The organism is Pseudomonas sp. BS3782 TE3695 (assembly GCF_050435305.1).
Taxonomy (GTDB): domain Bacteria; phylum Pseudomonadota; class Gammaproteobacteria; order Pseudomonadales; family Pseudomonadaceae; genus Aquipseudomonas.
Genome location: NZ_JBNDKB010000001.1, coordinates 5,033,759 through 5,060,007, shown reverse-complemented (window position 1 = coordinate 5,060,007; position 26,249 = coordinate 5,033,759). Strand labels below are relative to the sequence as shown.

24 protein-coding genes are annotated in these 26,249 nt (G+C 59.1%); 12 read left to right on the top strand and 12 right to left on the bottom strand.

Annotated elements, in window-relative coordinates; translation table 11 throughout:
- Nucleotides 1–193 precede the first annotated feature (193 nt).
- Both ABH909_RS22825 and ABH909_RS22820 read right to left on the bottom strand, forming a co-directional pair.
- Nucleotides 194–1,228: a purine-nucleoside phosphorylase gene (locus tag ABH909_RS22825; RefSeq protein WP_429437394.1), complete on the bottom strand. Its 1,035-nt coding sequence runs from the start codon at nucleotides 1,226–1,228 to the stop codon at nucleotides 194–196.
- 24 nt (nucleotides 1,229–1,252) lie between these two features.
- Nucleotides 1,253–2,209: a nucleoside-specific channel-forming protein Tsx gene (locus tag ABH909_RS22820; protein WP_429437391.1), complete on the bottom strand. Its 957-nt coding sequence runs from the start codon at nucleotides 2,207–2,209 to the stop codon at nucleotides 1,253–1,255.
- A gap of 403 nt (nucleotides 2,210–2,612) precedes the next feature.
- Between ABH909_RS22820 and selD the strand changes: the two genes are divergently transcribed.
- Nucleotides 2,613–3,647 (top strand): selenide, water dikinase SelD, encoded by a 1,035-nt coding sequence (gene selD / locus ABH909_RS22815; RefSeq protein ID WP_429437389.1) that lies wholly within the window; start codon nucleotides 2,613–2,615, stop codon nucleotides 3,645–3,647.
- Nucleotides 3,647–4,750 (top strand): tRNA 2-selenouridine(34) synthase MnmH, encoded by a 1,104-nt coding sequence (gene mnmH, locus ABH909_RS22810; RefSeq protein WP_429437386.1) that lies wholly within the window; start codon nucleotides 3,647–3,649, stop codon nucleotides 4,748–4,750. Before selD ends, mnmH begins: the two co-directional genes overlap by 1 nt.
- A gap of 195 nt (nucleotides 4,751–4,945) precedes the next feature.
- Here the strand turns inward: mnmH and ABH909_RS22805 are convergent, their stop codons facing one another.
- Nucleotides 4,946–5,620, bottom strand: a complete 675-nt coding sequence (locus tag ABH909_RS22805; protein ID WP_429437383.1) for a histidine phosphatase family protein — start codon at nucleotides 5,618–5,620, stop codon at nucleotides 4,946–4,948.
- A 380-nt stretch (nucleotides 5,621–6,000) separates the two neighbouring features.
- Here ABH909_RS22805 and ABH909_RS22800 point away from each other — a divergent pair, with 380 nt between their 5' ends.
- Together ABH909_RS22800 and hemB are read left to right on the top strand one after the other, a co-directional pair.
- On the top strand, nucleotides 6,001–6,708 hold the full coding sequence (locus tag ABH909_RS22800) for a glutathione binding-like protein (RefSeq protein ID WP_429437380.1): 708 nt from the start codon (nucleotides 6,001–6,003) through the stop codon (nucleotides 6,706–6,708).
- A gap of 249 nt (nucleotides 6,709–6,957) precedes the next feature.
- Nucleotides 6,958–7,932, top strand: a complete 975-nt coding sequence (gene hemB / locus ABH909_RS22795; protein WP_052963143.1) for a porphobilinogen synthase — start codon at nucleotides 6,958–6,960, stop codon at nucleotides 7,930–7,932.
- 131 nt (nucleotides 7,933–8,063) lie between these two features.
- Here the strand turns inward: hemB and ABH909_RS22790 are convergent, their stop codons facing one another.
- Nucleotides 8,064–9,593, bottom strand: a complete 1,530-nt coding sequence (locus ABH909_RS22790) for an FAD-dependent monooxygenase (protein ID WP_429437376.1) — start codon at nucleotides 9,591–9,593, stop codon at nucleotides 8,064–8,066.
- 197 nt (nucleotides 9,594–9,790) lie between these two features.
- Here ABH909_RS22790 and ABH909_RS22785 point away from each other — a divergent pair, with 197 nt between their 5' ends.
- Nucleotides 9,791–10,885, top strand: coding sequence for a DUF1615 domain-containing protein (locus ABH909_RS22785; protein WP_429437373.1), 1,095 nt, complete (start codon nucleotides 9,791–9,793; stop codon nucleotides 10,883–10,885).
- 202 nt (nucleotides 10,886–11,087) lie between these two features.
- On the top strand, nucleotides 11,088–11,711 hold the full coding sequence (locus ABH909_RS22780) for a glutathione S-transferase (RefSeq protein WP_429437370.1): 624 nt from the start codon (nucleotides 11,088–11,090) through the stop codon (nucleotides 11,709–11,711).
- Nucleotides 11,712–11,843: 132 nt separating this feature from the next.
- Here the strand turns inward: ABH909_RS22780 and ABH909_RS22775 are convergent, their stop codons facing one another.
- A complete protein-coding gene (locus tag ABH909_RS22775) occupies nucleotides 11,844–12,284 on the bottom strand; it encodes a CBS domain-containing protein (protein ID WP_429437367.1) in 441 nt (146 codons plus the stop codon).
- Nucleotides 12,285–12,637: 353 nt separating this feature from the next.
- On the opposite strand from ABH909_RS22775, the gene ABH909_RS22770 reads away from it, so the two are divergent.
- Nucleotides 12,638–14,995 (top strand): DNA polymerase II, encoded by a 2,358-nt coding sequence (locus ABH909_RS22770; RefSeq protein WP_429440066.1) that lies wholly within the window; start codon nucleotides 12,638–12,640, stop codon nucleotides 14,993–14,995.
- Here ABH909_RS22770 and ABH909_RS22765 read toward each other — a convergent pair.
- From ABH909_RS22765 to ABH909_RS22755, 3 genes are all read right to left on the bottom strand, one after another.
- Nucleotides 14,960–15,430, bottom strand: coding sequence for a DUF1810 domain-containing protein (locus ABH909_RS22765; protein WP_429437364.1), 471 nt, complete (start codon nucleotides 15,428–15,430; stop codon nucleotides 14,960–14,962). The two genes, ABH909_RS22770 and ABH909_RS22765, sit on opposite strands and share 36 nt — an antisense overlap.
- Nucleotides 15,431–15,459: 29 nt before the next feature.
- Entirely contained in the window at nucleotides 15,460–16,281 is an 822-nt protein-coding gene (locus ABH909_RS22760) for an aldo/keto reductase (RefSeq protein ID WP_429437361.1), read from the bottom strand.
- Nucleotides 16,282–16,419: 138 nt separating this feature from the next.
- On the bottom strand, nucleotides 16,420–17,568 hold the full coding sequence (locus ABH909_RS22755; RefSeq protein ID WP_429437358.1) for an aldose epimerase family protein: 1,149 nt from the start codon (nucleotides 17,566–17,568) through the stop codon (nucleotides 16,420–16,422).
- Between the two features lie 251 nt (nucleotides 17,569–17,819).
- Between ABH909_RS22755 and ABH909_RS22750 the strand changes: the two genes are divergently transcribed.
- The 3 genes from ABH909_RS22750 (at nucleotide 17,820) to ABH909_RS22740 (ending at nucleotide 21,059) form a co-directional block, all read left to right on the top strand.
- Nucleotides 17,820–18,569: a hypothetical protein gene (locus ABH909_RS22750; RefSeq protein ID WP_429437355.1), complete on the top strand. Its 750-nt coding sequence runs from the start codon at nucleotides 17,820–17,822 to the stop codon at nucleotides 18,567–18,569.
- A gap of 252 nt (nucleotides 18,570–18,821) precedes the next feature.
- Nucleotides 18,822–19,607: a sulfite exporter TauE/SafE family protein gene (locus ABH909_RS22745; protein WP_007901717.1), complete on the top strand. Its 786-nt coding sequence runs from the start codon at nucleotides 18,822–18,824 to the stop codon at nucleotides 19,605–19,607.
- Between the two features lie 93 nt (nucleotides 19,608–19,700).
- Nucleotides 19,701–21,059: an erythromycin esterase family protein gene (locus ABH909_RS22740; protein WP_429437352.1), complete on the top strand. Its 1,359-nt coding sequence runs from the start codon at nucleotides 19,701–19,703 to the stop codon at nucleotides 21,057–21,059.
- A gap of 227 nt (nucleotides 21,060–21,286) precedes the next feature.
- Here ABH909_RS22740 and ABH909_RS22735 read toward each other — a convergent pair whose 3' ends face one another.
- Complete coding sequence (locus tag ABH909_RS22735; RefSeq protein WP_429437349.1) at nucleotides 21,287–21,655, bottom strand: VOC family protein; 369 nt, start codon at nucleotides 21,653–21,655, stop codon at nucleotides 21,287–21,289.
- Nucleotides 21,656–21,834: 179 nt separating this feature from the next.
- Between ABH909_RS22735 and ABH909_RS22730 the strand changes: the two genes are divergently transcribed.
- Nucleotides 21,835–22,368, top strand: a complete 534-nt coding sequence (locus ABH909_RS22730; protein WP_429437346.1) for a DUF4174 domain-containing protein — start codon at nucleotides 21,835–21,837, stop codon at nucleotides 22,366–22,368.
- 15 nt (nucleotides 22,369–22,383) lie between these two features.
- Here ABH909_RS22730 and ABH909_RS22725 read toward each other — a convergent pair whose 3' ends face one another.
- Together ABH909_RS22725 and ampC are read right to left on the bottom strand one after the other, a co-directional pair.
- Entirely contained in the window at nucleotides 22,384–22,518 is a 135-nt protein-coding gene (locus ABH909_RS22725) for a hypothetical protein (protein ID WP_429437343.1), read from the bottom strand.
- Between the two features lie 45 nt (nucleotides 22,519–22,563).
- On the bottom strand, nucleotides 22,564–23,718 hold the full coding sequence (gene ampC, locus ABH909_RS22720) for a class C beta-lactamase (RefSeq protein ID WP_429437340.1): 1,155 nt from the start codon (nucleotides 23,716–23,718) through the stop codon (nucleotides 22,564–22,566).
- Between the two features lie 159 nt (nucleotides 23,719–23,877).
- On the opposite strand from ampC, the gene ABH909_RS22715 reads away from it, so the two are divergent.
- On the top strand, nucleotides 23,878–24,759 hold the full coding sequence (locus ABH909_RS22715) for a LysR family transcriptional regulator (RefSeq protein ID WP_429437337.1): 882 nt from the start codon (nucleotides 23,878–23,880) through the stop codon (nucleotides 24,757–24,759).
- A 126-nt stretch (nucleotides 24,760–24,885) separates the two neighbouring features.
- On the opposite strand, the gene gudD is transcribed toward ABH909_RS22715, so the two are convergent.
- Nucleotides 24,886–26,229, bottom strand: coding sequence for a glucarate dehydratase (gene gudD / locus ABH909_RS22710; protein WP_429437334.1), 1,344 nt, complete (start codon nucleotides 26,227–26,229; stop codon nucleotides 24,886–24,888).
- Nucleotides 26,230–26,249 lie beyond the last annotated feature (20 nt).

Below are 26,249 nucleotides of genomic sequence, written 5' to 3'. Positions count from 1 at the left end.
AGCCTTCCTGACCCCGGATGATCCTAGTCTATGGCAGCGCCGCCTGATTTGAGCATGTATGAGGTTGTTGCCGTAATGCGATTAAGGTGGGAGCGGGCTTGCTCGCGAAGGCGGCTTCACATTCAGCATCAACGTCGACTGTCCGTCCGCCTTCGCGAGCAAGCCCGCTCCCACATGGGGAGGTGTTGTCAGATCAAGCTTCGGGTACACCTTTTTCCCAAGCCGACCAATTCTGCAAAATCTCCTGCACCAACGGATTCCCCGTGCGGTACAAGTTCTCCAGCGCCGGCACAAAGCCGCCCTGATCGGCGTATTTGAGCAGGTTATCCACCTCGCTCTGACCCGGCGCCGGTCGGTCGAAGTCGGAACCGGCGCGCACTACCGCCAGGCGCCGGACATCCACCAACCCCTCGCGGCTGGCGCGCAGCAGCGCTTCGTAGGTGGAGTTGTCTTCCTGCTGAGTCGTGCAATAGACCCCTTCATTATTGGTCAACAGCTTGGTCCAGACTTCCGCGCGCTCACTCAGGCGCGTCCCGGAAAACCAGGTGTTGCCCGCCAGTGTGTCGCATTGGGTCACTACCGGTGGCTGATTGGCTGGCGCCGATGGATATTTCAAGCGCCATGCCGCTGATTCCTTGCTCTCGCTCAACTGAACCTTGTGGCTCAGGGCGAACGCCTTGGCCTGCAACTTCGGATTGAGTTCGAACACTTCAGTCTTGTAGTCCAGCGGTGGTTTTTCGTTCGGGCCTTTGGTGTTGATGCCCAGGTAACCGGTCGGCCAGTCTTTCGGCGCGTCCCGGGAATCCAGCTCCCACTGGGTGCCGAATTCCACCAGATAGTGTGCCCACGCGGTGGTGCCGATGGTGCCATGGTGCGGGCTGATGCCGGCAATTCCGGCGATCAGGAAGTAACTTTTGCGCAGATCGAATTTCGCTGACAGCGCCAGGGCAAGGGTCGAGGCCGCGGCATTGGTCTGGCCCATGCCAGTGACCATCAGGCACACCTGTCGGGTGTTGCAGCGAATGTTCGGGTACTCGGCGGACAGGCCCGGTACGCGGACTTCCTGCTTGAGCTCCAGGCGATCGATCCAGTTCTGCGCCTCGGGGGCAAACATGGTGATCAGCATTACTTTCGGCTGGATCGGCGTGTCAACCGCCCAAGCAGAAGAAGAGAGCAGGGTGCTCATGGCCAAACCGACGGACAGGGAAAAACGGGTCATTGCTTTCATAAAACCTCCTTATTCAAATGAGCCTTAAAACTGATAACCGACACCGGCGTAGTAGCCCCAGCCGTTAGAGCGGGCGCGGAAGTCACCGTCGCCGAAATTCAATTCACTGCCGTCGTCCCAGTTACCGCCGTTGTGGAAGTAACGGCCGACCAGGGTGAAGCGCACGTGGGTGAAGGCATAGAGCAACACGTTGGTGGCGACGGTGGCGTTGGCGGTGCGGGCGAGGTTGTCCTTGTGCAGGTCGGAGCCGAAGTCGAAGTTGGTGAAACCGATGTAGGTCAACGAAGCGCCGTTGCTGAAACTGCTGACGGGCACGATGTATTTGAGCTGGGCGCGGTAGCCGTCCCACGAATACTCATTGCTGGCACCATAGTTTTCCCATTGGTAGCGGCCGTAGAAGTTGGCCGACAGATTGACTCGCGAATGGGTGTCGATGTCCGTGCCCAGACCGCTGTAAAGCGTGTTGGCGCGGTTGGCGCTGTTGTTGCCGTGATCGTAGATCCAGTCAAACGCCACGTACCATTCCTTGAACGGTCCGACGGCCAGGCTGCGGCCGGCCAGGTAATCGATGGAGATCCGCGGTTCATGCTCCATGAACACCGGCGAACCATGGTCCCAGACACCTTTGTCATGGCTGTTGCCGATGTCGAAGATCTTCGGAATGTCGATGTAACCGTACAACTCGAACGGCCCCTTGCGGCCGAAGTATTCATATTCCAGGTAGATATCGTCGGCCGGTTGCGGGCCGAAGCTGATGTCTTTGCTGCCGATGACTGTCAGGTCCTGGTTGAACCAGTCCGACAGATAGGCGCCTTTTTTCGGCGGGCTCGCTTCAGGGCTGAGAGCTTCGCCCTGAGCGGACTCTTCGGCGGTGGCCGGTTGGGCCCAAACGTGGCTGCTGAGTAGTCCTGTAACGCTGGCCAGCAGCAAGGAAACAGCCAAAGTGCGTGAGCAAGTCGCGCGATTGGAGGTGCAATGCATTAAAAGTCCCTTTTCGTGCGGTTCGAAAGTCCGATGGTGCGGGGAGCGCAGATAGGTGGCGAACAGGCCGGTATCGTCGACTCGCAAACGTTTGCACAAGGCATACCAGTTTTGTTCAAAGCACGGAAAAATCTAAGGAATTAACGGTTTAACTGTCCTTTCGGTCAAGGAATTCGGAGGGAGGGGCAGAACGAGTGATATTCAGGGCGAAAGGATCTGGCGGTATATGCACCAAAGTGGTGTCGACTGCTCCCTGTAGGAGCTGCCGCAGGCTGCGATCTTTTGACTTTGGGCGATTTCAACTCTGCCGAGGATCAAGATCAAAAGATCGCAGTCTTCGGCAGCTCCTACAAAATGGGTTGCTGTAGAATCCTCGGCATTGACTTCACAAGGTGCATCCCCGATGAGCGAGCCGATTCGTCTGACCCAATACAGCCACGGCGCAGGCTGTGGCTGCAAGATTTCACCCCAGGTGCTGGAGGTGATTCTGGCCGGCAGCGGCGCGCAAAACCTGGACCCGAAACTCTGGGTCGGCAACGCTTCACGCGATGATGCGGCGGTGTATGCCATCGACGAAGAACGCGGCGTGGTCTCGACCACCGACTTTTTCATGCCGATCGTCGACGATCCATTCGATTTCGGCCGTATCGCCGCGACCAACGCCATCAGCGATATCTACGCCATGGGCGGCGATCCGTTGATGGCGATTGCGATCCTCGGCTGGCCGGTCAACGTGCTGGCACCGGAGATTGCCCGGGAAGTGATTCGCGGCGGGCGTTCGGTCTGCGACGAGGCGGGTATCCCACTGGCGGGCGGCCATTCCATCGATGCGCCAGAGCCGATCTTCGGCCTGGCCGTGACCGGGCTGGTGGAAAAGCGCCACATGAAGCGCAATGACACCGCCACCGCCGGTTGCTTGCTGTACCTCACCAAACCCTTGGGCATCGGCATCCTCACCACGGCCGAGAAGAAGGGCAAGTTGCGCCATGCCGACATCGGCCTGGCCCGCGACTGGATGTGCACCCTGAACAAACCCGGCAGCCGTTTCGGCAAACTCGACGGCGTGACCGCAATGACCGACGTCACCGGTTTCGGCCTGCTCGGGCACTTGGTCGAGATGGCCGACGGCAGCAACGTGACTGCTCGCATCGAATATGACCGGGTGCCGCGCCTGCCGGGTGTCGAGTACTACCTTGATCAAGGCTGCGTGCCGGGCGGCACGCTGCGCAATTTCGACAGCTACGCCAGCAAACTGGGGCGGCTTCAGGAAATGCACAAACGTGTGCTCTGCGATCCACAGACCAGCGGCGGCCTGCTGATTGCGGTCACGCCTGAGGGCAATGAACAGTTTTTGATGCTGGCAGCCGAACTTGGCCTGACCCTTGAGCCGATCGGCGAACTGGTTGAGCGACAGACTAACGCGGTAGAGGTGATTTGATGTCCATCGACTTCACCGATTACCGCGACATCTTCCTCAACGACCGGCCGATGATGGATACCCGCGCGCCGGTCGAATTTCTCAAGGGCTCATTCCCCGGCGTAGTCAACCTGCCACTGATGAATGACCTCGAGCGGCAACGGATCGGCACTTGCTACAAGCAGCAAGGTCAGCAAGCGGCCATCACGCTGGGGCATCAAATGGTGGCCGGCGAGATCAAGGCCGAGCGCATCCAGGCCTGGGCCGATTTTGCCCGGGCGCATCCGGATGGGTATTTGTATTGTTTTCGCGGCGGTTTGCGTTCGCAGATCGTTCAGCAATGGCTCAAGGACGAAGCAGGCATCGACTATCCGCGGGTCGGTGGCGGCTACAAGGCCATGCGCACCTTCTTGCTCGACACGCTCGATCAGGCCATTGCCCAGTGCGATTTCGTTTTGCTGGGCGGCATGACCGGCACTGGCAAGACCGAGGTGCTCACTCAATTGAGCAACGGGCTGGACCTTGAAGGCCACGCCCATCATCGCGGCTCCAGCTTCGGCAAACGCGCCACCGGCCAACCCTCCAACATCGACTTTGAAAACCGCCTGGCCGTGGATGTGCTGAAGAAGCGTGCCTGTGGTATCGAACAGTTCGTGCTGGAAGACGAGAGTCGCATGGTCGGCAGTTGCGCCTTGCCGTTGCCGTTGTATCAGGGCATGCAGCAATTTCCGATGGTCTGGCTGGAAGACAGCCTGGAAGGGCGAGTCGAGCGAATCCTGCGAGATTACGTGGTGGATTTGTGCGCCGAGTTCATCGACGTGCATGGCGATGAAGGTTTCGCACTGTTTTCCGAGCGCTTGCTGGCGAGCCTGAACAATGTCCAGAAACGGTTGGGCGGCGAACGCCATCAGCGGATGTTGACCTTGATGGAAGATGCGCTGGCAGAACAGGCGAACAGCGGTGCGGTGGATTTGCACCGAGGCTGGATCGAAGGGTTACTGCGCGAATATTACGACCCGATGTATGCGTTTCAGCGGGAGAAGAAGGGGTCGCGGATCGAGTTTGTCGGGGAGCGGGGGGCGGTGCTTGAATATCTGCGGGAGCGGGGTAGTCAGCCAAGGTGATGTCGTTTGTTCAGGCCTCTTCGCGAGCAAGCCCGCTCCCACATTTGATCTTCAGTGAACACTGGTTTTGTGTACCGCAGAGATCCAGTGTGGGAGCGGGCTTGCTCGCGAAGAGACCCAGACAGGCACTAAATATCCTAAAGCACAGCCGCCCCGATCAACCGTCGCGACCGAGTGCAGGAAGCAGTCGACAACTTAAGTCGGACAGGTCTCCTGACCGTTATCCAGCCCTTGCTTGTAGCTTTGACTCTGCAGGCTGGCCTTGCCGTTGTGCCAGGTCAGCGTGAGCACGTACAGCGAATCGTAATCGCTCGACTTCCAGTCGTCGGTAATGTTCTGTTTCTTGCCGACGGCTTCCCCGGCGACTTTGTTGATCAGCTCGGGCAGGTAGCCGTGGGACCAGGCCGTATAAATGACCGAGTTGTGATACTTGTCGTGGAGCAGTTCATCCGCCAGGTCGCTGGTGTCGTTGGCCGAAAAGTTGATATTGACCGGCAAGCCGAGCTTGATCGCGCTGGGGCTGATGGTTATCAGGGGGCGGATGTAACTGTAGGAATTATCCAGTTCACCTTCCTCGACATTGCGTGTCGGGTTGGCGGCAAACACGTAGTCGGCCTTGCCGAATTTTTCCGGCAACAAGGTGGCCAGGTCGATGGCGCGGTTCAGCCCCTGACAATTGAGTTGACCCAGGCCGCCGGCGGGTTTTTCCGCGTGGCGCAGGAACACCAGCGTCTGGGTGCCGTCCGCCGGTTGGGCACGGCTTTCACTGGACTCAAGCGACAAAAACAACGCGCTGACCGCCAGCAGGGAGGGCAGGAAGATATAGGCGCGATGTTTGAAGCGTTGGGCGAATTTCAAGGGATTCATCATCGAATAGGTCATCTTCAGCGTATTCGGTTAAGGCTGACAAACCTTGACACCGCGAGCTCCCAGCATCGGGTGTTTTCCATGTCGTTGACCCGGTCCGTTTCCTATAGGGCAATGCTCAGAGTCCTCTGAAGCCCTTTGGTTCGATCCGAGTGAGGCGCCATGCACTTTAACGGCAACCTTGACCGGATTGGGGAAAAGGTTAGCGACTGGATGTTGCGGAATTATGGACACGGCACATACCTTACTCCTTGTAGACGCTGCCGAAGGCTGCGATCTGTTGATCTTTCTCTTCGGCGCCCCCCTGAAGACGCCAAAAGATCGCAGCCTTCGGCAGCTCCTGAATTATGATCTTCACTCCGTTTTTCCCGTGGATGCCCCTTATGACCGATTTGTCTGCATTCCCCGTCACTCGAAAATGGCCGGCCCAGTACCCGGAATGGCTCCAGCTCTATTCCTTGCCAACGCCCAATGGCGTCAAGGTTTCGATCATGCTCGAGGAAATCGGGCTGCCCTACGAGCCGCATCGTGTGGACTTCGACACCAACGATCAGCTGTCCCCCGAATTTCTCTCGCTGAACCCCAATAACAAGATCCCGGCAATCCTCGACCCCCATGGTCCGGGGGACCAACCGCTGGCCTTGTTCGAGTCCGGGGCGATTCTGATTTACCTCGCCGACAAGAGCGGACAACTGTTGGCGCAGGAATCGGCGGCGCGTTACGAGACTATTCAGTGGCTGATGTTTCAGATGGGCGGTATCGGTCCGATGTTCGGCCAACTCGGTTTTTTCAACAAATTCGCCGGCAGGGACTACGAAGACAAGCGTCCCCGTGATCGCTACGTCGACGAAAGCAAGCGCTTGCTCAGCGTTCTTGAGGGCCGTTTGCAAGGGCGCGACTGGATCATGGGCGAGCGCTATACCATCGCCGACATCGCGACCTTTCCTTGGGTTCGCAACCTGATCGGCTTCTACGAAGCCGGCGATCTGGTCGGCATCCAGAATTTCCCCAATGTTACCCGCGTTCTGGAGCGTTTCCTGGCAAGGCCGGCGGTGATTCGCGGGCTGGAAATCCCCAGGCAACCGCTTTGAGTTATCGCACTGAACCTGTGGGAGCGGGCTTGCTCGCGAAAGCGATGGGTCAGCCGACATCAATGTTGAATGATAGGCCGCCTTCGCGAGCAAGCCCGCTCCCACAGGGTTGTGTGTCAGAGGCGGGTGATTGTTGCCGCCGCGGTAATGCAGTCTTGAGTGATCGGGGTTTGTGCCCCGCGCCTTGCAGAGCATAAGCTTCGCCCCCTATAAGTTTCGTCTTTTGCGCTGTTGTTTTCAGGAAGATCCATGCCCAGTCAGTTCCCCGAAGCACGTCCACGCCGTCTGCGCCGCAATGCGAGCCTGCGCAGCCTGTTCCAGGAAACCGAGTTCAGCTTGAACGACCTGGTGCTGCCGATTTTCGTCGAGGAAGAAATCGACGATTTCGTGCCGATCAAGAGCATGCCCGGGGTGATGCGCATTCCCGAGTCGAAGCTGGCCGGCGAGATCGAGCGTTACGCTCGCGCCGGGATCAAGTCGGTGATGACGTTTGGCGTGTCCCATCATCTGGACAGCAGCGGCAGTGACACCTGGAGCGACAACGGCCTGGTGTCGCGCATGTCACGCATCGCCAAGGACGCCGTGCCGGAAATGATCGTGATGTCCGACACCTGTTTCTGCGAGTACACCGACCACGGCCACTGCGGCGTGCTGCACCACCACGAAGTCGACAACGACCAGACCTTGATCAACCTCGGCAAACAAGCCGTAGCCGCTGCCCGCGCTGGCGCCGATGTGATTGCACCGTCGGCGGCCATGGACGGGCAGGTCCAGGCCATTCGGCGTGCCCTCGATGAAGCGGGTTTCAGCCAGACCGCAATCATGGCCTATTCGACCAAATTCGCTTCGGCGCTTTATGGTCCGTTTCGCGAGGCCGGCGGCAGTGCGCTGAAGGGCGACCGCAAAAGCTATCAGATGAACCCGATGAACCGCCGCGAAGCCGTGCGGGAATCGCTGCTGGACGAGCAGGAAGGCGCCGACGCGCTGATGGTCAAACCGGCCGGCGCGTATCTGGACATCATCCGCGACATCCGCGAAGCCTCGCGTTTGCCGCTGTCGGCGTATCAGGTGAGCGGCGAGTACGCGATGATCAAATTCGCCGCCCAGGCCGGAGCGATTGATGAAGACCGGGTGGTGCGTGAAAGCCTGGGGGCGATCAAACGGGCCGGGGCGGATTTGATCTTCACCTACTTCGCAATGGACCTGGCCCTGGCCGGGATCTAAAGACCACCACATAATCATTGTGGGAGCGGGCTTGCTCGCGAAGGCGGCGTGTCAGTCGAGATTTATGGTGACTGGCACGCCGCCTTCGCGAGCAAGCCCGCTCCCACATTTGATCTTCGTCGTTCTTGGGGTCAGCCGAAGAACGGCCGAATTTCACGATCGCGGAAATACCGCTCGATCACCTTCGGATCGGCGCTGTAGTCGGCAATTGCTACATAGGTATCCGGTCGCAACAGGTAAAACCCGTTGCGTGTGAGTCCCGCCGCTTCAAACGCCGGCCGCCAGTCGAACACCTGCAACGGCAGGTGATGCTCGGAGCACCAGGCGATCATCTCGTCGCTGGTATCGCCATACACATGCACCTGCCAGGTCGGATTTTTCAGCGATTCGAAATTGTCCCCTTCACCGTCGTGGGCCCAAGGCAGACGATCACCGCCGTGAACATGGCCGGCAACGCCCTCGCTCAACGGCATGCCGCGATAGTTGAGGGTGGTTTGCGACACCGTGCGAAACAGGAACTCCCGAGCGGCTTCCAGCGAGGTCATTTTCGGGATCAAAAAGGGTGCCACGCGGGTGCGCAGCACGTCGGCAATTCGCCCTTCGGCGGTGACGAAACTGAATACCCGGTCGGTAGTCGCCACCAATCGCCGGGCAAAGGCGATGCGTTCGGTTTCATAACTGTCGAGCAGTTTGGCCGAGGCGCCACCGCTCAACACCGCCGCGAGCTTCCAGGCCAGATTGATCGCATCGCCAATCCCGGTATTCATGCCCTGGCCACCCGCAGGGCTGTGGACATGGGCGGCGTCACCCAACAGAAACGCGCGTCCGGTGCGAAAGTGATCCGCAACCCGGTGATGCACGCGGTAGGTCGAGAACCAGTTCACCTGATCGATCTGCACTTTTAGATGCTCGATGGCCCGGCTGCTGACGTCTGCAAACTGGAGGGTTTCGGCACGGTCGGCGCGCTCGTCGCGAACCGTGCCGATCAGCCGGGCGCGACCTTCGCCGGCCAAGGGGAATACGGCGAGGAAGTCGGCTTCATCAAGGTCCACATGCAGTTCACCGTTGAACGTGGGACCACGAGCCTGCACGTCCGCCACGTAGAAAATCTGCTGATAGGTGCCGCCTGGAAAATCGGTGTCCAGCGTTTTGCGCACAATAGACCGGGCACCGTCGCAGCCGGCGAGGTAACAGGCCTGGCAGGTTTCCTGCTGGCCATCGGGCAAGCGCAGCCGGGCAGTGATGCCGTCGCCGGTTTCTTCGAAACTTTGCAGTTCGGTGTTGCGCTCAACCGTAATACCGAAGGCCTCCAGGCGGTCGATCAGCAGGCGTTCGTGTTCGTCTTGCGGATACATTTCCAGAAACGCGTAGGGGGTCAGACCCTCGCCGATGCTGCTCAGCGGCAGGCGCGCGACCGGTTCGCCCTTGACCCAGAAATTCGCTGCGGCCACTTTATGGCCGTTTTGCACAACGGTGTCGCTGAGGTCGAGCTGGCGATACAGTTCAAGCGTTCGCGCCTGTACTGCCAGTGCACGTGAAGTGGTGCCGGGTTCCGACGTCTTGTCGATGATGCGCACCGCAATCCCCAGTTTGCTCAGCCACAGCGCCAGTACCAGCCCGGTCGGGCCGGCACCGATGATCAGCACGTCGCTACGGTTCATGAGCCTGTCCTCCTCGGTGTGTGGAGCAAGTATGGTTCAGCCCGGATGTACTGGCCTCCCCGCTGCCCAACGGAAAACCACGCGTGTAGCACAGCGCTACCGCTACGGGGGAACAGTCCGTGACTGTCACAGTCATAGCCTGCGCCATGCCATTGATCGTATGGTTAACCCGGCTCAACGGATTTTGATGGAGCACCATGCAAGTCAATCGATTGATCATGAGCATCGCGGCATTGTTGGTTCTGGCCGGTTGCGGTACCCAACGCACGCAGGAACCGCCACCGCGCAAGCCGGCTGAGGTCAAGGCCGAGATCATCCGTCTGCTACCGGCCAAGACCACCGATCGCCAAGGCTGGGCCACGGACATCTACGCGGCGTTTGCCGCGCAAAATATTTCGCCGACCACGCAAAACCTGTGTTCGGTACTCGCGGTCACTGAGCAGGAGTCGACGTTTCAGGCAGATCCGCCGGTGCCGGGCCTGGGCAAGATCGCCCGGGACGAAATCGACCGTCGCGCCGCCAAGGCTCACATCCCTGGCCTGCTGGTGAGCGGTGCCTTGCAGGTCAGTTCACCCAATGGCAAAAGTTACAGCGACCGGCTGAATGCCGCGCGCAGCGAAAGAGAACTCAGCGCGATTTTCGATGATTTCATCGGCATGGTGCCCATGGGGCGGACGCTGTTCGATGGTTTCAACCCCGTGCACACCGGTGGGCCGATGCAGGTCAGCATCGACTTCGCCGAGCGGCAGGCGCGTCATTATCCCTACCCGGTGAACGGCTCGATTCGCCGCGAAGTGTTCACGCGTCGTGGTGGCCTGTATTTCGGTATTGCTCATTTGCTCGGTTACCCGGTGAGCTACAAGCAGCCGCTGTATCGCTTCGCTGATTTCAACGCTGGTTGGTACGCCAGCCGTAATGCGGCGTTTCAGAACGCGGTAAGCCGTGCGACCGGCATTCCGCTGGCGCTGGATGGCGATCTGGTGCGCTACGGTTCGATCATGCCGGGCACCACGGAACTGGCGGTGCGCACCCTCGGCAAGCAATTGGACATGCGCAACTTGACCATTCGCAATCAATTGGAGGAGGGGAGAGGCCTCGAATTCGAGGATACCCAGTTGTATCGGCGGGTTTTCGCCTTGGCCGAACAGGCTGAAGGCCGGCCATTACCCCGTGCGGTATTACCGGGAATCGTACTGCAAAGCCCGAAAATCACCCGCAAACTCACCACAGCGTGGTTCGCCAAGCGGGTCGATGAGCGTTACCAGCGTTGCATGAAGCGCGCGGGGATATGACTGATCCTGTGCTGGGCCGCCAAGATCGCAGCCTGCGGCAGCTCCTACGCCGACCGGGTACACCCGTGGAGTTGAAGTCATACGCCAGACCGTAGGAGCTGCCGCAGGCTGCGATCTGTTGGGGCCGCCAACGTTTGACTGACAATTCGAGCGCAATCTTCAGCAGCTGCTACAAAGAGAGAGTCGCAGAGGAGATTTAGTCATGTATCAGCTTTACGGACATCAGAACTCGGGTGCGGCCGCCATCGAAGCGGCGTTGGAGCTGTGCGAGGTGCCTTATCGCTTCATCGATGTCTCATCGTCCCCGGAGACGGTTCAGGCATTGGAGAAACTCAACCCGCTCAAGCAAATTCCCACTCTGCAATTGCCCGATGGCGGTGTTCTGACCGAGAGTGCGGCCATCCTGATTCACCTGGGCCTGACGTTCCCGGAGTCGAACCTGCTGCCGGAAAACCCGCTCAAGCGTGATCAGGTTATTCGGGGCCTGGTGTACATCGTCAGCAATTGCTACGCCGCCATCGGCATCATCGACTACCCCGAGCGCTGGCTGGCCGAGGCGGACGAATCATCCAGGGAAAACCTTATGGCCGGTGCCCGCCAGCGCCTGCACTGGAGTTGGGAGGTGTTTGCCGATCAGTTCGCCGGCAAGTTGTACCTGGGCGACGGAACACCGAGTGCGCTGGATATTCTGGCGGCAGTGGTAACGCGCTGGGCGGGTACCCGAGAGCACTTGCGCGCTGCGCGGCCGGGGTTTTCCGCCTGGCTCGAACGCTTCGACCGGCACCCTGCGTTGGCACCGGTTTTCGCGCGGCATTGGCCGTCTTAAGAGCATCGCCAATCAAAATGTGGGAGCGGGCTTGCTCGCGAAAGCGGTATGTCAGTCAACACTTATGGTGACTGACATACCGCTTTCGCGAGCAAGCCCGCTCCCACAGGGGGGATTTGCGGTGTGCTGGAATCACTCGCCGCGAATGTACTGCTCCAGCTGCCGAATCAGTTCAGCCTGTTCGGCGATGGCTTCCTTGACCAGGTCACCGATGGACAGCAAGCCGATCAACTCGCCGTTTTCCACCACTGGCAAGTGCCGCAGGCGCTTTTCGGACATGATGCCCATGCAGGTTTCGACGGTTTGATGGGTGTCCACGGTGATGACCGATGTCACCATGATGTCGCTGACCGGCGTGCCGACGGAGGAACGTCCCTTGAGCACCAGTTTGCGCGCATAGTCCCGCTCGCTGATGATGCCGACGACCTTTCCCTCTTTCAGCACCGGTAACGCGCCGACGTTTTTTGCGGCCATCACCATCAGCGCTTCCAGCACCATTTGATGAGGCGCAATGGTATGGACTTCCTGATTCTGTTGGGCCTTTAACTTGAGCAGTTGGGCGACGGTTTTCATGGCGGATTCTCGGGTGTTGTCGTTGTTCTTGAAGAATCGTAGAGACGCGCTCACAGAGCAAGGCAGAAAGCGGCAGATACCGCGCAAAAAGCGTCATTCAGTGATTTTTCTTTGTAAATGCCCGCCGCGTGGTGAGGGGGCATGCCCCAATGCCAGGCAGTTAAGGTATGGAACCTGTGGGAGCGGGCTTGCTCGCGAAAGCGGTGTGTCAGGCGACATCCATGTTGACTGTGCCGCCGCCTTCGCGAGCAAGCCCGCTCCCACATTGGATTGCGCATCCACTTGGCAATGAGCCTATCACCGTCGATCACGCGTAGAATTACCTCTTGAATCAGATCGTTGAGGTTGCAGTGGTGGATTTACAGCAGGGCTTCGTCCTGACCCGGCATTGGCGCGATACCCCGGCCGGCACGGAAGTCGAGTTCTGGCTGGCGACCGATGCCGGTCCCCGGCGTATCCGCCTGCCGCATCAACCGTCGGTAGCATTTATTCCGGCAGCCCAGCGTGAGCAAGCCGAAGCGCTGCTGTGCGGCGAGAAAAACATCGAGCTGAAGCCCTTGGCGCTTCTGGACTTCGAACATCGCCCGGTGCTCGGCCTGTATTGCCAGCAGCATGGTCAGTTGATGCGCCTGGAAACCGCGCTGCGCAGATCAGGCGTCGATGTATTCGAAGCCGATATCCGCCCGCCGGAACGCTACATGATGGAGCGTTTCATCACCGCGCCCGTTTTGTTCGGCGGCACGCCCGGCGCGGAAGGTCTGCTGCTCGACGCGCAAATGAAACCCGACCCCGGCTACCGACCGAAGCTCAGACTGGTCTCGCTGGACATCGAAACCACCGCTCAGGGCGAGTTGTATTCCATTGCCCTGGAAGGCTGCGGCGAGCGGCAGGTGTACATGCTCGGGCCACCCAATGGCGATGACAGTGGGGTGGATTTCCAGCTCGAATACTGCGACTCGCGAACCCTGCTGCTCAAAAAGCTCAATGAATGGTTCGCCCGGCACGATCCCGACGCGATCATCGGCTGGAACGTCGTGCAGTTCGATCTGCGCGTACTGCACGAACATGCCCGGCGCTTGGCGGTGCCGCTGAAGCTGGGGCGTGGCGGTGAAGAAATGCAATGGCGCGAACACGGCAGTGGCAACCATTACTTCGCTTCGGCTGCCGGCCGACTGATCATCGATGGCATCGAATCGCTGCGTTCGGCGACCTGGAGCTTCCCCTCGTTCAGCCTGGAAAACGTCGCGCAAACCCTGTTGGGCGAAGGCAAGTCCATCGACAATCCGTACCAGCGCATGGACGAAATCAATCGCATGTTTGCCGAGGACAAACCGGCTCTGGCGAAATACAACCTCAAGGACTGCGAACTGGTGACGCGGATCTTCGCCAAGACCGAACTGCTGACCTTCCTGCTCGAGCGCGCCAGCGTCACCGGTTTGCCGGCGGATCGCAGCGGTGGCTCGGTGGCGGCGTTCACTCACCTGTATATGCCGTTGATGCACCGTCAGGGCTTCGTCGCGCCGAACCTCGGCAAACCACCGGAGGCCAGCCCCGGCGGTTTTGTCATGGACTCGCAGCCCGGGCTGTACGAATCGGTGCTGGTGCTCGACTACAAAAGCCTTTATCCATCGATCATCCGCACCTTCCTGATCGACCCGGTGGGCTTGATCGAAGGACTCAAGCATCCCGACGACAGCGAGTCGGTGCCGGGCTTTCGCGGTGCGCGTTTCTCAAGAACCCGGCATTGCCTGCCGGCCATCGTCGCCCGGGTGGCCGAAGGTCGTGAAACCGCCAAGCGCGAACACAATGCGCCGTTGTCCCAGGCCCTGAAGATCATCATGAATGCCTTCTACGGCGTGCTGGGTTCCAGCGGTTGCCGCTTCTTCGATACACGGCTGGCCTCGTCCATCACCTTGCGCGGGCACGAAATCATGCTGCGCACCCGCCAGTTGATCGAAGCCCAAGGCCACGCGGTGATCTATGGCGACACCGACTCCACCTTCGTTTGGCTGCGGCGTGCCCACGGTCAGGCAGAAGCCGCGCAGATCGGCCATGCGCTGGTGGACCACGTCAACCAGTGGTGGCGCGAGCATGTGAAACAGGAATACGGACTGGAAAGTGCTCTGGAGTTGCAGTTCGAAACCCACTACAAGCGCTTTCTGATGCCGACCATTCGCGGCGCCGAGGAGGGCAGCAAGAAGCGCTATGCCGGATTGGTCACCCGCGCCGACGGCACCGATGAAATGGTCTACAAGGGCCTGGAAACTGTGCGCACCGACTGGTCGCCGCTGGCCCGACAGTTCCAGCAGGAGTTGTACCTGCGCATCTTCAATCGCAAACCCTATCAGGATTACGTACGTGATTATGTGCGCAAGACATTGGCCGGTGAGTTCGACGAGCGCCTGATCTACCGTAAACGCCTGCGCCGTACCCTCGACGACTATCAACGTAACGTGCCGCCCCACGTGCGGGCTGCGCGAATCGCCGACGACTACAACGACCAGCAGGGACGCCCGCGGCAATATCAGAATGGCGGCTGGATCAGTTATGTCATCACCGTCGCCGGCCCCGAGCCGCTGGAAATCCGCAGCGCGCCCATCGACTACGACCATTACGTCACCCGGCAGCTGCAACCGGTGGCGGATGCGATTCTGCCGTTCGTGGATGATGATTTCTCAACGCTGATTGGGGGGCAGTTGGGCCTGTTTTGAGTCCAGTAGCGACAACGTCCAGTCATCCGGAATGCCGTGAAAATACTGATCCAGCGCCTTATGGAACAGGCTGCCTTTTGGCGAAACCTGGGCGAATAGCGTCATCGATGAGTGAAATTTCAGGTTGTCGGGATGGCCGAAAATCTTCGTGATCGAGCGTTGAGGAATGTCCAGAACCAGTTGCGTGCACAGGCGCAAGCGTGGCCCTAGTACCGGATGCTTCAGGTACGCGGTGGCTTCTTCACTGGAGCGAATGGCAAAGTAGCGGGACATCTCGCTGTCGCCCAATCCGCAAAACTGCGGAAAGATAAACCACATCCAGTGCCGGCGCTTCTGGCCGGCGCGCAGCTCTTCCTGCACCCACTCGAACACAGGGTCCTGCGCCTGAACGAAGCGTGGCAAATTGAAAGCGTCGAGCTGATCGGTACTTCTCATGCCGATGCCCTCTGACAAACCGCGATGGCTCAGACCATGGCCAACCGCTGCTTACGTTGTGGCGCGCGAAACGCTTGGTCCAGCGCCTCCAGATCCCCGACTTCAAGCCGCAACAGCGCCGCTTGTGCATTGAGCTGCACATGCTCGGGGCGGACCGCTTTGGGGATGGCGATCACGCCGTTCTGACGCAGAATCCATGCCAGCGCTACCTGCGCCGGTGTCGCCTCGTGACGGGCGGCAATCTGCTTGAGCGTCGAGTTGGCCAGCATGTGCCCGCCCTGGCCGATCGGACAATAGGCCATCACCGGCATCCCGTGATGCTGGCTCCAAGGGAGCAGGTCGAACTCGATGCCGCGTTCTTCCAGGTTATACAGCACCTGATTGGTGGCGCAGGCCGGGGAGGCCAGTTCTTCCAGGTCGTCCAGATCGAAATTGGACACGCCCCAACGGCCGATCTTGCCCTCTTCGCGCAGGCGTTCGAAGGCTTCGACGGTTTCCGCCAGGGGATAGTCGCCGCGCCAGTGCAACAGGTAGAGATCGATGTAATCGGTATTCAACCGCCGCAGGCTGCGCTCGCAGGCCTGGGGGATGCCTCTGCGGCTGGCGTTGTAGGGATAGACTTTGCTGACCAGAAACACCTGATCGCGAAGGCCGGCGATGGCTTCACCCACCACCTCTTCAGCGCCTCCTTCTGCGTACATTTCAGCGGTGTCGATCAGGGTCATGCCCAATTCGATGCCCAAACGTAGCGCTGCAACTTCCTTTGTGTGTCGGGAGCGTTCCTCTCCCATGCGCCAGGTTCCTTGGCCGATGACCGGCACTTGGCTGCCGGCCAGCTCAAGAGTACGCATGCATCCTCCTTTCTAACGTCCGATCGATACTTCAGTTGGCAGCAAAATGGCCCGGTGGTTCCGTGGCGGCCTCGAAAGATCGCAGCCTGCGTAGGAGCTGCCGAAGGCTGCGATCTTTTGATCTTTTGATCTTTTGATCTACAGGGTAGAAAACTTGTACACCGTAGTCTGGCTATAGCGCTTGCCCGGATCCAGCCGTGTGGACGGGAAGTTCGGCTGGTTCGGCGAATCCGGATAATGCTGAGTTTCCAGAGTAAACGCTCCCCAATGCGGATAAACCTTGCCAGCCTTGCCCTTGACCGTGCCATCAAGGAAGTTGCTGGTATAGAACTGCACACCCGGTTCAGTCGTGTAGAGCTGCAAGCGGCGCCCGGATTGCGGATCGCTGACATCGGCGGCGAGTTTGCCCAGATCACCCTTGGCGTCCAGCACCCAGTTGAAATCGAAACCGCCTTGTTTCGGCTCGGCGAACTTCAGTTGCGGGTGATCAGCCTTGATGTGTTGACCGATGGCGGTCGGTTGAGTGAAGTCCATGGGCGTGCCGGCGACCGGGGCCAGTTCACCGGTAGGGATCAGTTTGCCGGTGACCGGCGTGTAGCGGGTTGCATGCAAGGTCGCAAGCTGCTTCAGTACGTCGCCGTTGCCCGCGCCGGCCAGATTGAAGTAACTGTGGTTGGTCAGGTTCAGCACGGTGGGTTGGTCGGTGCTGGCCTTGTACTCGATGCGCAGCTCATTGTTCTCGGTGAGGCTGTAGGTGACTTCGGTTTTCAGGTTGCCCGGGAAACCCATTTCACCGCCCGCCGACAAATACGTCAGGGTCACGCCCACCGAATCCTTGCCGTTGCTCGGTTCGGCTTTCCACACCCGTTTATCAAAACCCTGCGCCCCGCCGTGCAGTGAATTGCTGCCGTCGTTGAGTGGCACCTGATAGCGCTTGCCGTCCAGCTCAAAGGCACCGTTGGCCAGGCGATTGCCGAAGCGGCCAATGGTCGCGCCGAAGTACGCGGTGCCGCTTTGGTAACCCTGCACGTCGTCGAAGCCCAGCACCACATCGTCGAGCTTGCCGTTTTTGTCCGGCACTTTCAGCGACTGCAGAATCCCGCCGTAAGTAATGACCGTGGCTTGCAGGCCATGGCTGTTGCGCAAGATGTATTGCTCGACGGGCGTGCCATCATTGGTTTTGCCGAAGGCTTTGTGTTCGCTGAACAAGCCAGCGGCGTGAGCGGGGAGGGTGGCGATCGTCAGGGACAGTCCGAGGCCGGAGAGCAGGTATCGAGATTGACGCATGGTTGAACCTTCCTTTTTGTTGTTTTTGGAGAAGTAGTCATACTAATAAGCTAGATTTAACGCAATCAAGGAAGGATTTATAGCTTATCTATGCAGGGTTGCAATTATAAAGTATGACTAATGTGGAGCCGCTTTCACGGTAATCCGCGTTTACGGACCACCGGCACTGCACTTTTCCGGCTTTGGCGGTTCTATCTTTGGCCAGCCCGCGGCGATCCCCACCGCCGGCCCATGCCCAAGTTCAAGAACCCATGGCTCGAGTTTTACCCCGCTTTACCTCGCACATTCGCCGTTATTACTGGCTGCTGACTGGCCTGTCGATGCTCTTCGCCAGTGGCTGCAGCCATCAGCCGGGCAACGATATCGTCAGTCAGTTTCGCAAAGGCACACCCCAGGAGTTCCTCCAGACCAGCGTCGACCGCATGGCGACCCTGACGATGCGCGACAACCTCGAAAGCCTTTACCTGCTGATGAACAAGCTCTACCTGCGCAACCCGGAAGAGCTGAAGAAATCCGGCTTCCTTGATGTTGGCACCGCGGAAAAACAGGTGCGCATGGCCATCGAACAGCAAGAGCCGCTGGCCACTCTCGGCGGCAAAAAAGACCTTGCCGCGCTGAGCTATGCCATGAGCCCGGAATTTCTCGGCGACCGGGTCGGTGCCTTTATCTATGCCATCGGCAGCATGCTCGTCACCGCTCACGGCAATCGGCTGGAGTTCTACATGACGGATGCGATCAACCCGACCTTCGTCAGTAATGCCGCGCGCAACATCGAGAAAGCCACCTGGATTTTGAGTCAGCGGCAAAACAAGCAAGGCGAGCCCTTGCTGTTTTCCAACGAAATTTCGGAGGAGGGCAGCAACCTGAGCTTTGCCGTGGAGTTCGGCAAAATCGTCGCGCGGTTGGACCTGCTGACCCAGATGCTCGACGAACGCTACCGGCGGATCGGCCTCAACTATGCCCAGAGTTTGCTGTTCCTGAATTTTTTGCCGGTGCAATAAAACGAGTGCTGAACCCAATCCCCTGTGGGAGCTGGCTTGCTCGCGAATGCGTTGTGTCAGTCGCCATGAGTGTCGGCTGATACACCGCTTTCGCGAGCAAGCCCGCTCCCACAAGGGGATGTGGTGGAGAGGGAAAACTGTGTTCCGCCTCAATGAGTTGGCATAACGATAGACCGCATCGATATAACTGGTTATAAGAAAAATCGCTATGCTGCGAGCCGGTTATTTTCCTGCGATTTTCTGGGCGTATTAATGGAATTCGGTAATTTCGGGTTGGTCGTTGCAGGTCTGGTGGTCGGCTTTATTGTCGGCATGACCGGCGTCGGAGGCGGTTCGTTGATGACGCCGATCCTGCTGTGGTTCGGCGTCAACCCGGCCACAGCGGTAGGCACTGATTTGCTGTATGCGGCCATTACCAAATCCAGTGGCGTGCTGGTTCATCGCAAGAACAAGAACATCGACTGGGCGATCACCGGTTGGCTGACCCTCGGCAGTGTGCCGGCGGTGGCGCTGACGCTTTGGTTTTTGAGCAGCTTGCAGACCTCGCCCGACGCGATGAACGCCGTTATCAAACAAGCCCTGGGCTTCGTATTGTTCGCCACGGCGCTGGCCATTTTCTTCAAGAAACGCTTGCTCGATTTCGCCCACAAACGGGCGGGGGGCCACTACAATCCTAGCGGGCCCCGGTTGAATGCACTGACCGTCATCACCGGTCTGATCCTGGGCGCCATGGTGGCCCTGACCTCCATCGGCGCCGGCGCCTTGGGCACCGTCGCGCTGTTCATTCTGTACCCGATGCTCCCCACCCGCCGCCTGGTCGGCACCGAAATCGCTCACGCCGTGCCCCTGACCCTGGTCGCCGGTTTGGGTCACGCGAGCATGGGCAACATGGATTGGCATATTTTGGGCTACTTGCTGGTCGGTTCGCTGCCGGGGATTTACCTGGGCAGCCATTTGACCGGGCGGATCTCCGACGAACTGCTGCGTCCGTGCCTGGCCACAATGCTGGTGTTGATCGGCTACAAACTGGCGTTCTGATCCGCCGCCGTATGGACCACTGAATTAAGCGGAATCATGCCCTCGCTGGCGTAGTCAAAATGATGACCACGTTCAGATGAGGTCATGGCGTCCATGAACAGCCGCGTAAACGATCTTCTGCAACGGTTCCGCCGTCCCCGCGGCGAGCCACCCAGTAACGCGGCCGACGTGCTGCGCCGTCACGCCGAGCCATTGCCTGCACTCGACTCACCTGAATTCGGCAAACTCTTCGACCGTTTTGGCGATGCCAGCGTGGTGCTGATCGGCGAAGCCAGCCATGGCACTCAGGAGTTCTACCAGACCCGGGCGGCGATCACCCGCCGCCTGATCGAACAGCATGGCTTCGGCATCGTCGCCGTCGAAGCCGACTGGCCCGATGCCGGCCAGATCGACCGATGTGTCCGCGACCTGGGCCGCTCGGCGTGGAAAAAACAGGCGTTCGCCCGATTCCCCACCTGGATGTGGCGCAACACCGCCGTGCAAACGTTCACCCGCTGGCTGCACCACCATAATCGCGGGCTGACGCCTGAGCAGCGGGTGGAGTTTCGGGGGCTGGATGTTTACAGCATGCGTCACTCCATCGACGAAGTGCTCGACTACCTTGATAAGACCGACCCGCAACTGGCGAAAGAGGCCCGTCATCGCTACAGCTGCCTGACGCCGTGGCATGACGACCCGGCGTTGTACGGCCATTTCGCAGAGCGGGGCAACATGGCCACGTGCGAAGACGCCGTGGTCGAGCAATTGAATGTGCTGCTGGGCGAACGGCTCGACCCGATGGTCGCCGACGACGAGGCGTTTTTCAGCGCCACCCAGAACGCCCGCGTTGTGCGCGCCGCCGAGCAGTATTATCGCGCCATGTACCGCGGCTCCACCGCCTCGTGGAACCTGCGTGACCTGCACATGTTCGATACCTTGCAAACCCTGATGGTGCATCGCGGGGGAGGAGCCAAAGCGGTGGTGTGGGCGCATAACTCACACATCGGCAACGCCGCCGCGACGCAAATGGGTTGGGAAGGGGAATTCAACATCGGCCAGTTGTGCCGTATGGCCTACGGCTCACAAGCGGTGCTGATCGGCATGGGCACCGACCATGGCACCGTCGCCGCTGCCGATGACTGGGACGAACCGATGCAGGTCAAACAAGTGACCCCGGCATTGGCCGACAGTTGGGAACAACTGTTTCTCCAGGCCGGCATTCCCGCAGCGTTGCTCGACTGGCGGACGTCACCGAGCGAGGAATTGCTGGACGTACTGTCTGAACCGTTGCTCGAGCGCGCCATCGGTGTCATCTATCGACCCAAAACCGAGCTTCAGAGTCATTACTTTCAGGCCGTACTGGCAGAGCAGTTCGACGCTTTCGTGTGGATCGAAAAAACCCACGCGGTCTCGCCCTTGCCGGCGCCTGAGTTCATGGAACACGAGGAAGACACCTTTCCGTTCGGTATATGACCCGCTAATCACGGCAATGCTGTTCACTTCAGAGTCTTGAGTCAGTGAGTAACCTGTGGCGAGGGAGGCATGCTCGCGCTTGAGTGCGTAGCACTCACAAAATCGGCGATTGTTATCGTATTTTTGGGGCCGCTACGCAGCCCAACGCGAGCAAGCTCGCTCGCCACAACGGTTGGCATGGCTGAGAGTCGCGCTTAAGTGAACAGCATTGCGCTAATAACGGGTATCTATTCCCGGGTAAAAATCTCCAGCAGATGCCCGTCCGGGTCATCGAAATACACTCGCCGGCCATCGCCGTATTGATTGATCTCGTTCGGCCTCTGTTTGCCCGGATCGGCCCACCAGGACTGCTTGCGCGCTTGCAGGCGAGCGAAGGCTGCATCGAAATCTTCGTCGCCCACGAGGAACGCATAGTGTTGTGACGCAATGGGCGGGTCGTTGTTGTAGAAATCCAGCGACACTGCGTTATCGAACTTGACCACCAGCATCGGCCCGAACGGCTCGGCATCGGGCAGGCCGAGGAGGTCGGTCAGGTAGCGAGCGGAGACCTGTTTGTCACGGCACCAGACGATGGTGTGGTTCAACTGAGCGCTCATGGAAAAATCCTCACGGCGAATCAGGTGGTGCGAGTCGTGTTATCAGATTAGCTCAGGCTGTTGCGCAATGAACGCCCTGACCTAAGCTTGGGGCAAGGCGAACACAAATACGTTGCCTCGCCCGGAACGTTCGCCGCGATGCGCAATCATTAAAGCGTGGATATCAAAAGGAGATGCGCATGCTCATCAGGTCTTTGACCCTGGCTACTCTGCTGGCTTTCGTCGGCCCCTTGTTCGCCGCCGATGACGATTCCCCTCTGGTTAAAGACGTGGGCAGGGCCCGTCCCCTGATTGTCATCGCGCCCAGTTCGGTCGATCCCACTTGGCTCAGCCTGAAAAAATCGCTGGATGAACCCGCCAGTCGCAAGGGCTTCACCGAGCGAAACATGGTGCTTTACACCGTGATCAACACGATGGGCCAACGCGACGGCAAAGACCTGGACCCGCAAACAACGATGGCGTTGATTCGCTCGCTCAAGTTGGGCGCAGGGGCAAAGAGCAAAATCATCCTGGTCGGCAAGGACGGCGAAAAGAAGCTTGAAAAGGATGCGGTCGAGCTGAAAGAGATTTTCAGCACCATCGACGCGCTGCCAGCCGCCGAAAAGGAAGCGACAGTACCGGTGCCAGCGCCGGTGGCTGACGTTGCACCGGCCAAAGGCACAAAGGGCAAACCGGCGAAGCCCGCCAAACCGCCTGAAATGCCGGATGATTGAATTTCTGCTGGTAAGTTAAGACATTTGAGCGACGAAAATCCTGTGGGAGCGTGGCTTGCCCGCGAAGAATGCACCGCGGTTTTTCAGGTACTGCGCGTCATCGTTCTTCGCGGGCAAGCCACGCTCCCACAGGTTCTGCGTCTTGACCATTTTCGTTTATCCCCCGAACGTCCGTAGCAGCTGCGTCACGCTCGGCTATTTGTCCAGCGCACTCAATATCTTGTAAGCGATTTTGACTCGCTCAGCGTTCGGGTAGTTTTTGTTGGCCAGGATCACGATGCCGATGTCCTTCGCCGGAATAAAGGCTACATAGGCGCCAAAGCCGCCGGTTGAGCCGGTTTTGTTGATCAACACAGTGTCGCGTTGCGGTTGCGGCGGGTTCAGCGGTTGGACTTCATGAGCCTCAAACGCCATCTGCGACGAGTTGCCCGCCAGCAATGTATCGAGCGTTACCGGATAGTTGTAGAACTCCCATCCCAACCCTTGAGTCATCTCACCGACGGTGAAGTAACCGGTATGTGTGGTGGCGATGGCTTGCTGCAAGGGCTTTTCCAGCGAAGCCGGATTCATGTTCGCTTCAACATAACGAAGCAGGTCCGAGGCGCTGCTTTTCACGCCATACGCTTCGGAATCCAATGCGCCCGGGCCGACCCGCACAGGCTTGTCGTCCTTGTTGTAACCCTGGGCATAAAGCGCCATCTGATCCTGCGGGACCTTGAGGTAGCTGTGCTTGAGGCCGAGTTTGGGTAGCAAAGTTTTTTCCATCAGCTCATCGAAGGGCGCTCCCATGCTGTGGGCTGCCAGATAGCCGAACAGCCCAAGGCTGGGGTTTGAATATTGGCGATGAGTGCCGGCGGCGTAGGCCGGTTTCCACTGCTTGAAATAGCCGAGCATTTTGTCCTGATGGTCGGCATCGCTGGGGAACTGCAGCGGCAAACCTCCGGCGGTGTAGGTGCCGAGTTCCAGCGCGCTGACATTGTCGAACGCGCTGCCACTCAATGTTGGCAGCACCTGACTGGCTTTGTCCGAAAGAGACAATTTGCCTGTTGTCTGCGCGTAAGCGGCGAGGGTGGCGGTGAAGGTTTTGCTCACCGAACCGATCTCGAACAGGGTGTCTTCGGTAACGGCTTTGCCGTTTTCTTTCGACGCCACGCCGTAGTTAAAGTAATGCGGTTTGCCGTTGACGGTAATCGCGACCGCGACACCGGGGATCTGCTGTTGCTGCATCACCGGCTCAACGGCGGCCTTGACGATCGCTTCGATGCGGTCGTCAGCAAAGCTGTGACTGACGCCTAGCAGAAGTGCGAAAGCGCCGTAAGACGCGAGTTTTCTCTGATTTTTTATATGCATGATTGAGTCACTTTCCATGAATTTCTGTTGTGTTAACCGCTACACTCCAGCGGTTTTTCAAGCCGGTCCGTTGTTGGGCGAGCCAAATCTATGCAGTTTGGCGAAGACCGACAAACGACGATATTTCGGATGAGCCATTAGAAAATTTTGGGAGTGGGCATGATTCGACCTCATCTGCCGCTGAATGCGCTACGCGCCTTCGAGGCTTCGGCACGCCATTTGAGTTTTACACGGGCGGCGGTGGAGTTGTGTGTCACGCAGGCGGCGGTCAGTCATCAAGTCAAAAGCCTTGAAACCCAGCTAAACGTGACCTTGTTCAAGCGCCTGCCCCGGGGCCTCATGCTGACCAACGAAGGTGAAACCCTGCTGCCGGTGTTGCGCGACTCTTTCGACCGGATCGCCGAAACCCTTGAGCGTTTCGAGGGCGGGCATTTTCGTGAGGTGCTGACGGTGGGCGCCGTGGGGACTTTCGCGGTCGGTTGGCTGTTGCCGCGATTAGCGGATTTTCAGACGAAACATCCGTTTATCGATTTGCGTCTTTCGACCAACAATAACCGGGTGGACGTGGCCGCTGAAGGGCTGGATTACGCCATTCGCTTTGGCGCAGGGGCGTGGCATGGGATCGAAGCGGTACGGTTGATCGAGGCGCCGCTGTCGGTGCTTTGCGTTCCCGAGATTGCGCAGCAATTGCACACGCCGGCCGATCTGTTGCAGCAAACGTTGTTGCGCTCCTATCGTACCGATGAGTGGCCGGACTGGCTTCAGGCTGCCGGGCTCTCAATCCATGCGGCACCGCCGAGAAGTATCGTCTTCGATTCCTCGCTGGCGATGATGGAAGCGGCGTTGCAAGGGGCGGGCGTAGCGTTGGCGCCGCCCTTGATGTTCTCTCGACAACTGGCGGCGGGCGTAATCGAGCAACCATTCGCCATCGGAATCACCACGGGCAGCTACTGGCTGACCCGCTTGCAGTCGCGCCCTGAAACGTCGGCGATGGCCGCGTTCAAGGACTGGTTGCTGCAAGCGGCCCATGATGAATCGTAGGAGCTGCCGAAGGCTGCGATCCTTTAATCTTGACGTTTGGCGAAGCTGAAATTGCTAAAGATAAAGATCAAAAGATCGCAGCCTTCGGCAGCTCCTACATGGGGGGCTGCGTAGTGTTCTCCAGAATTACCGCACCAGACACGGCCGCTTGTTATCGAATTTCCATCCCGGAATCAGAAACTGCATCGCCACGCTGTCATCCCGCGCGCCCAGTCCCATGCCTTTGTACAGCTCATGGGCCTTGGCCAGTTGATCCATGTCCAGCTCCACCCCCAGGCCAGGTTTTTTCGGCACCTGCACGCAGCCGTCGACGATTTGCAGCGGGGCTTTGGTCAGGCGCTGACCGTCCTGCCAGATCCAATGGGTGTCGATGGCGGTAATTTCGCCCGGCGCAGCCGCTGCAACGTGGGTGAACATGGCCAGGGAAATATCGAAATGGTTATTGGAATGCGAACCCCAGGTCAGGCCCCATTCGTGGCACATCTGCGCGACTCGAACCGAGCCTTGCAGGGTCCAGAAGTGCGGGTCTGCCAAAGGGATATCCACTGACTGCAACTGGATCGCGTGGCCCATTTCCCGCCAGTCGGTGGCGATCATGTTGGTCGCGGTTTTCAGGCCCGTGGCACGACGGAATTCAGCCATGACTTCGCGGCCGGAGTAACCGTTTTCCGCACCGCACGGATCTTCGGCGTAAGCGAGAACGTGATGTTGATCCCGGCACAGGCGGATCGCTTCTTTGAGCGACCAGGCGCCATTCGGATCAAGGGTGATGCGCGCATCGGGAAAACGTTCAGCGAGGGCGGTGACCGCTTCGATTTCCTCGTCGCCGCTCAACACGCCGCCCTTGAGTTTGAAGTCCTTGAAGCCATAGCGGGCGTGGGCGGCTTCTGCCAGGCGCACCACGGCGTCGGCGCTCATGGCTTTTTCGTGACGCACACGGAACCAGTCGTTGTCGGCGTCCGGTTCGCTGCGGTAGGCCAGATCGGTTTCATTGCGATCACCGACATAAAACAGATAACCGAGCATCTTCACTTCGTCGCGCTGCTGGCCTTCGCCGAGCAGGGCCGCGACCGGTACGTCCAGGTGCTGACCGAGCAAGTCGAGCAGGGCGGCTTCAAGGCCAGTGACTGCGTGAATGGTGATGCGCAGGTCGAAGGTCTGCACACCGCGACCGCCAGCATCGCGATCGGCAAAGGTCTGGCGCACGTGATTGAGGATCTTCTGGTAAGTGCCGATCGGGCTGCCGACTACCAATGCGCGCGCATCTTCCAGCGTCTGGCGAATACGCTCGCCACCCGGCACTTCGCCGACGCCGGTGTGACCGGCGTTGTCCTTGAGGATCACGATATTGCGCGTGAAAAACGGGCCGTGGGCGCCACTCAGATTGAGCAGCATGCCATCGTGGCCGGCCACCGGTACAACCTGCATGCTGGTGATGATCGGGGCTTTTGCGGCTTCTTGTGGAGTCATTTTTTTATCCTTACAACCAA

Excerpts from the sequence above, each read along its gene's own strand:
- ABH909_RS22825 (WP_429437394.1), bottom strand. The coding sequence starts at position 1,228 with ATGAAAGCAATGACCCGTTTTTCCCTGTCCGTCGGTTTGGCCATGAGC.
- ABH909_RS22820 (WP_429437391.1), bottom strand. The coding sequence starts at position 2,209 with ATGCATTGCACCTCCAATCGCGCGACTTGCTCACGCACTTTGGCTGTT.
- selD (WP_429437389.1), top strand. The coding sequence starts at position 2,613 with ATGAGCGAGCCGATTCGTCTGACCCAATACAGCCACGGCGCAGGCTGT.
- mnmH (WP_429437386.1), top strand. The coding sequence starts at position 3,647 with ATGTCCATCGACTTCACCGATTACCGCGACATCTTCCTCAACGACCGG.
- ABH909_RS22805 (WP_429437383.1), bottom strand. The coding sequence starts at position 5,620 with ATGATGAATCCCTTGAAATTCGCCCAACGCTTCAAACATCGCGCCTAT.
- ABH909_RS22800 (WP_429437380.1), top strand. The coding sequence starts at position 6,001 with ATGACCGATTTGTCTGCATTCCCCGTCACTCGAAAATGGCCGGCCCAG.
- hemB (WP_052963143.1), top strand. The coding sequence starts at position 6,958 with ATGCCCAGTCAGTTCCCCGAAGCACGTCCACGCCGTCTGCGCCGCAAT.
- ABH909_RS22790 (WP_429437376.1), bottom strand. The coding sequence starts at position 9,593 with ATGAACCGTAGCGACGTGCTGATCATCGGTGCCGGCCCGACCGGGCTG.
- ABH909_RS22785 (WP_429437373.1), top strand. The coding sequence starts at position 9,791 with ATGCAAGTCAATCGATTGATCATGAGCATCGCGGCATTGTTGGTTCTG.
- ABH909_RS22780 (WP_429437370.1), top strand. The coding sequence starts at position 11,088 with ATGTATCAGCTTTACGGACATCAGAACTCGGGTGCGGCCGCCATCGAA.
- ABH909_RS22775 (WP_429437367.1), bottom strand. The coding sequence starts at position 12,284 with ATGAAAACCGTCGCCCAACTGCTCAAGTTAAAGGCCCAACAGAATCAG.
- ABH909_RS22765 (WP_429437364.1), bottom strand. The coding sequence starts at position 15,430 with ATGAGAAGTACCGATCAGCTCGACGCTTTCAATTTGCCACGCTTCGTT.
- ABH909_RS22760 (WP_429437361.1), bottom strand. The coding sequence starts at position 16,281 with ATGCGTACTCTTGAGCTGGCCGGCAGCCAAGTGCCGGTCATCGGCCAA.
- ABH909_RS22755 (WP_429437358.1), bottom strand. The coding sequence starts at position 17,568 with ATGCGTCAATCTCGATACCTGCTCTCCGGCCTCGGACTGTCCCTGACG.
- ABH909_RS22750 (WP_429437355.1), top strand. The coding sequence starts at position 17,820 with ATGGCTCGAGTTTTACCCCGCTTTACCTCGCACATTCGCCGTTATTAC.
- ABH909_RS22745 (WP_007901717.1), top strand. The coding sequence starts at position 18,822 with ATGGAATTCGGTAATTTCGGGTTGGTCGTTGCAGGTCTGGTGGTCGGC.
- ABH909_RS22740 (WP_429437352.1), top strand. The coding sequence starts at position 19,701 with ATGAACAGCCGCGTAAACGATCTTCTGCAACGGTTCCGCCGTCCCCGC.
- ABH909_RS22735 (WP_429437349.1), bottom strand. The coding sequence starts at position 21,655 with ATGAGCGCTCAGTTGAACCACACCATCGTCTGGTGCCGTGACAAACAG.
- ABH909_RS22730 (WP_429437346.1), top strand. The coding sequence starts at position 21,835 with ATGCTCATCAGGTCTTTGACCCTGGCTACTCTGCTGGCTTTCGTCGGC.
- ABH909_RS22725 (WP_429437343.1), bottom strand. The coding sequence starts at position 22,518 with ATGGTCAAGACGCAGAACCTGTGGGAGCGTGGCTTGCCCGCGAAGAAC.
- ampC (WP_429437340.1), bottom strand. The coding sequence starts at position 23,718 with ATGCATATAAAAAATCAGAGAAAACTCGCGTCTTACGGCGCTTTCGCA.
- ABH909_RS22715 (WP_429437337.1), top strand. The coding sequence starts at position 23,878 with ATGATTCGACCTCATCTGCCGCTGAATGCGCTACGCGCCTTCGAGGCT.
- gudD (WP_429437334.1), bottom strand. The coding sequence starts at position 26,229 with ATGACTCCACAAGAAGCCGCAAAAGCCCCGATCATCACCAGCATGCAG.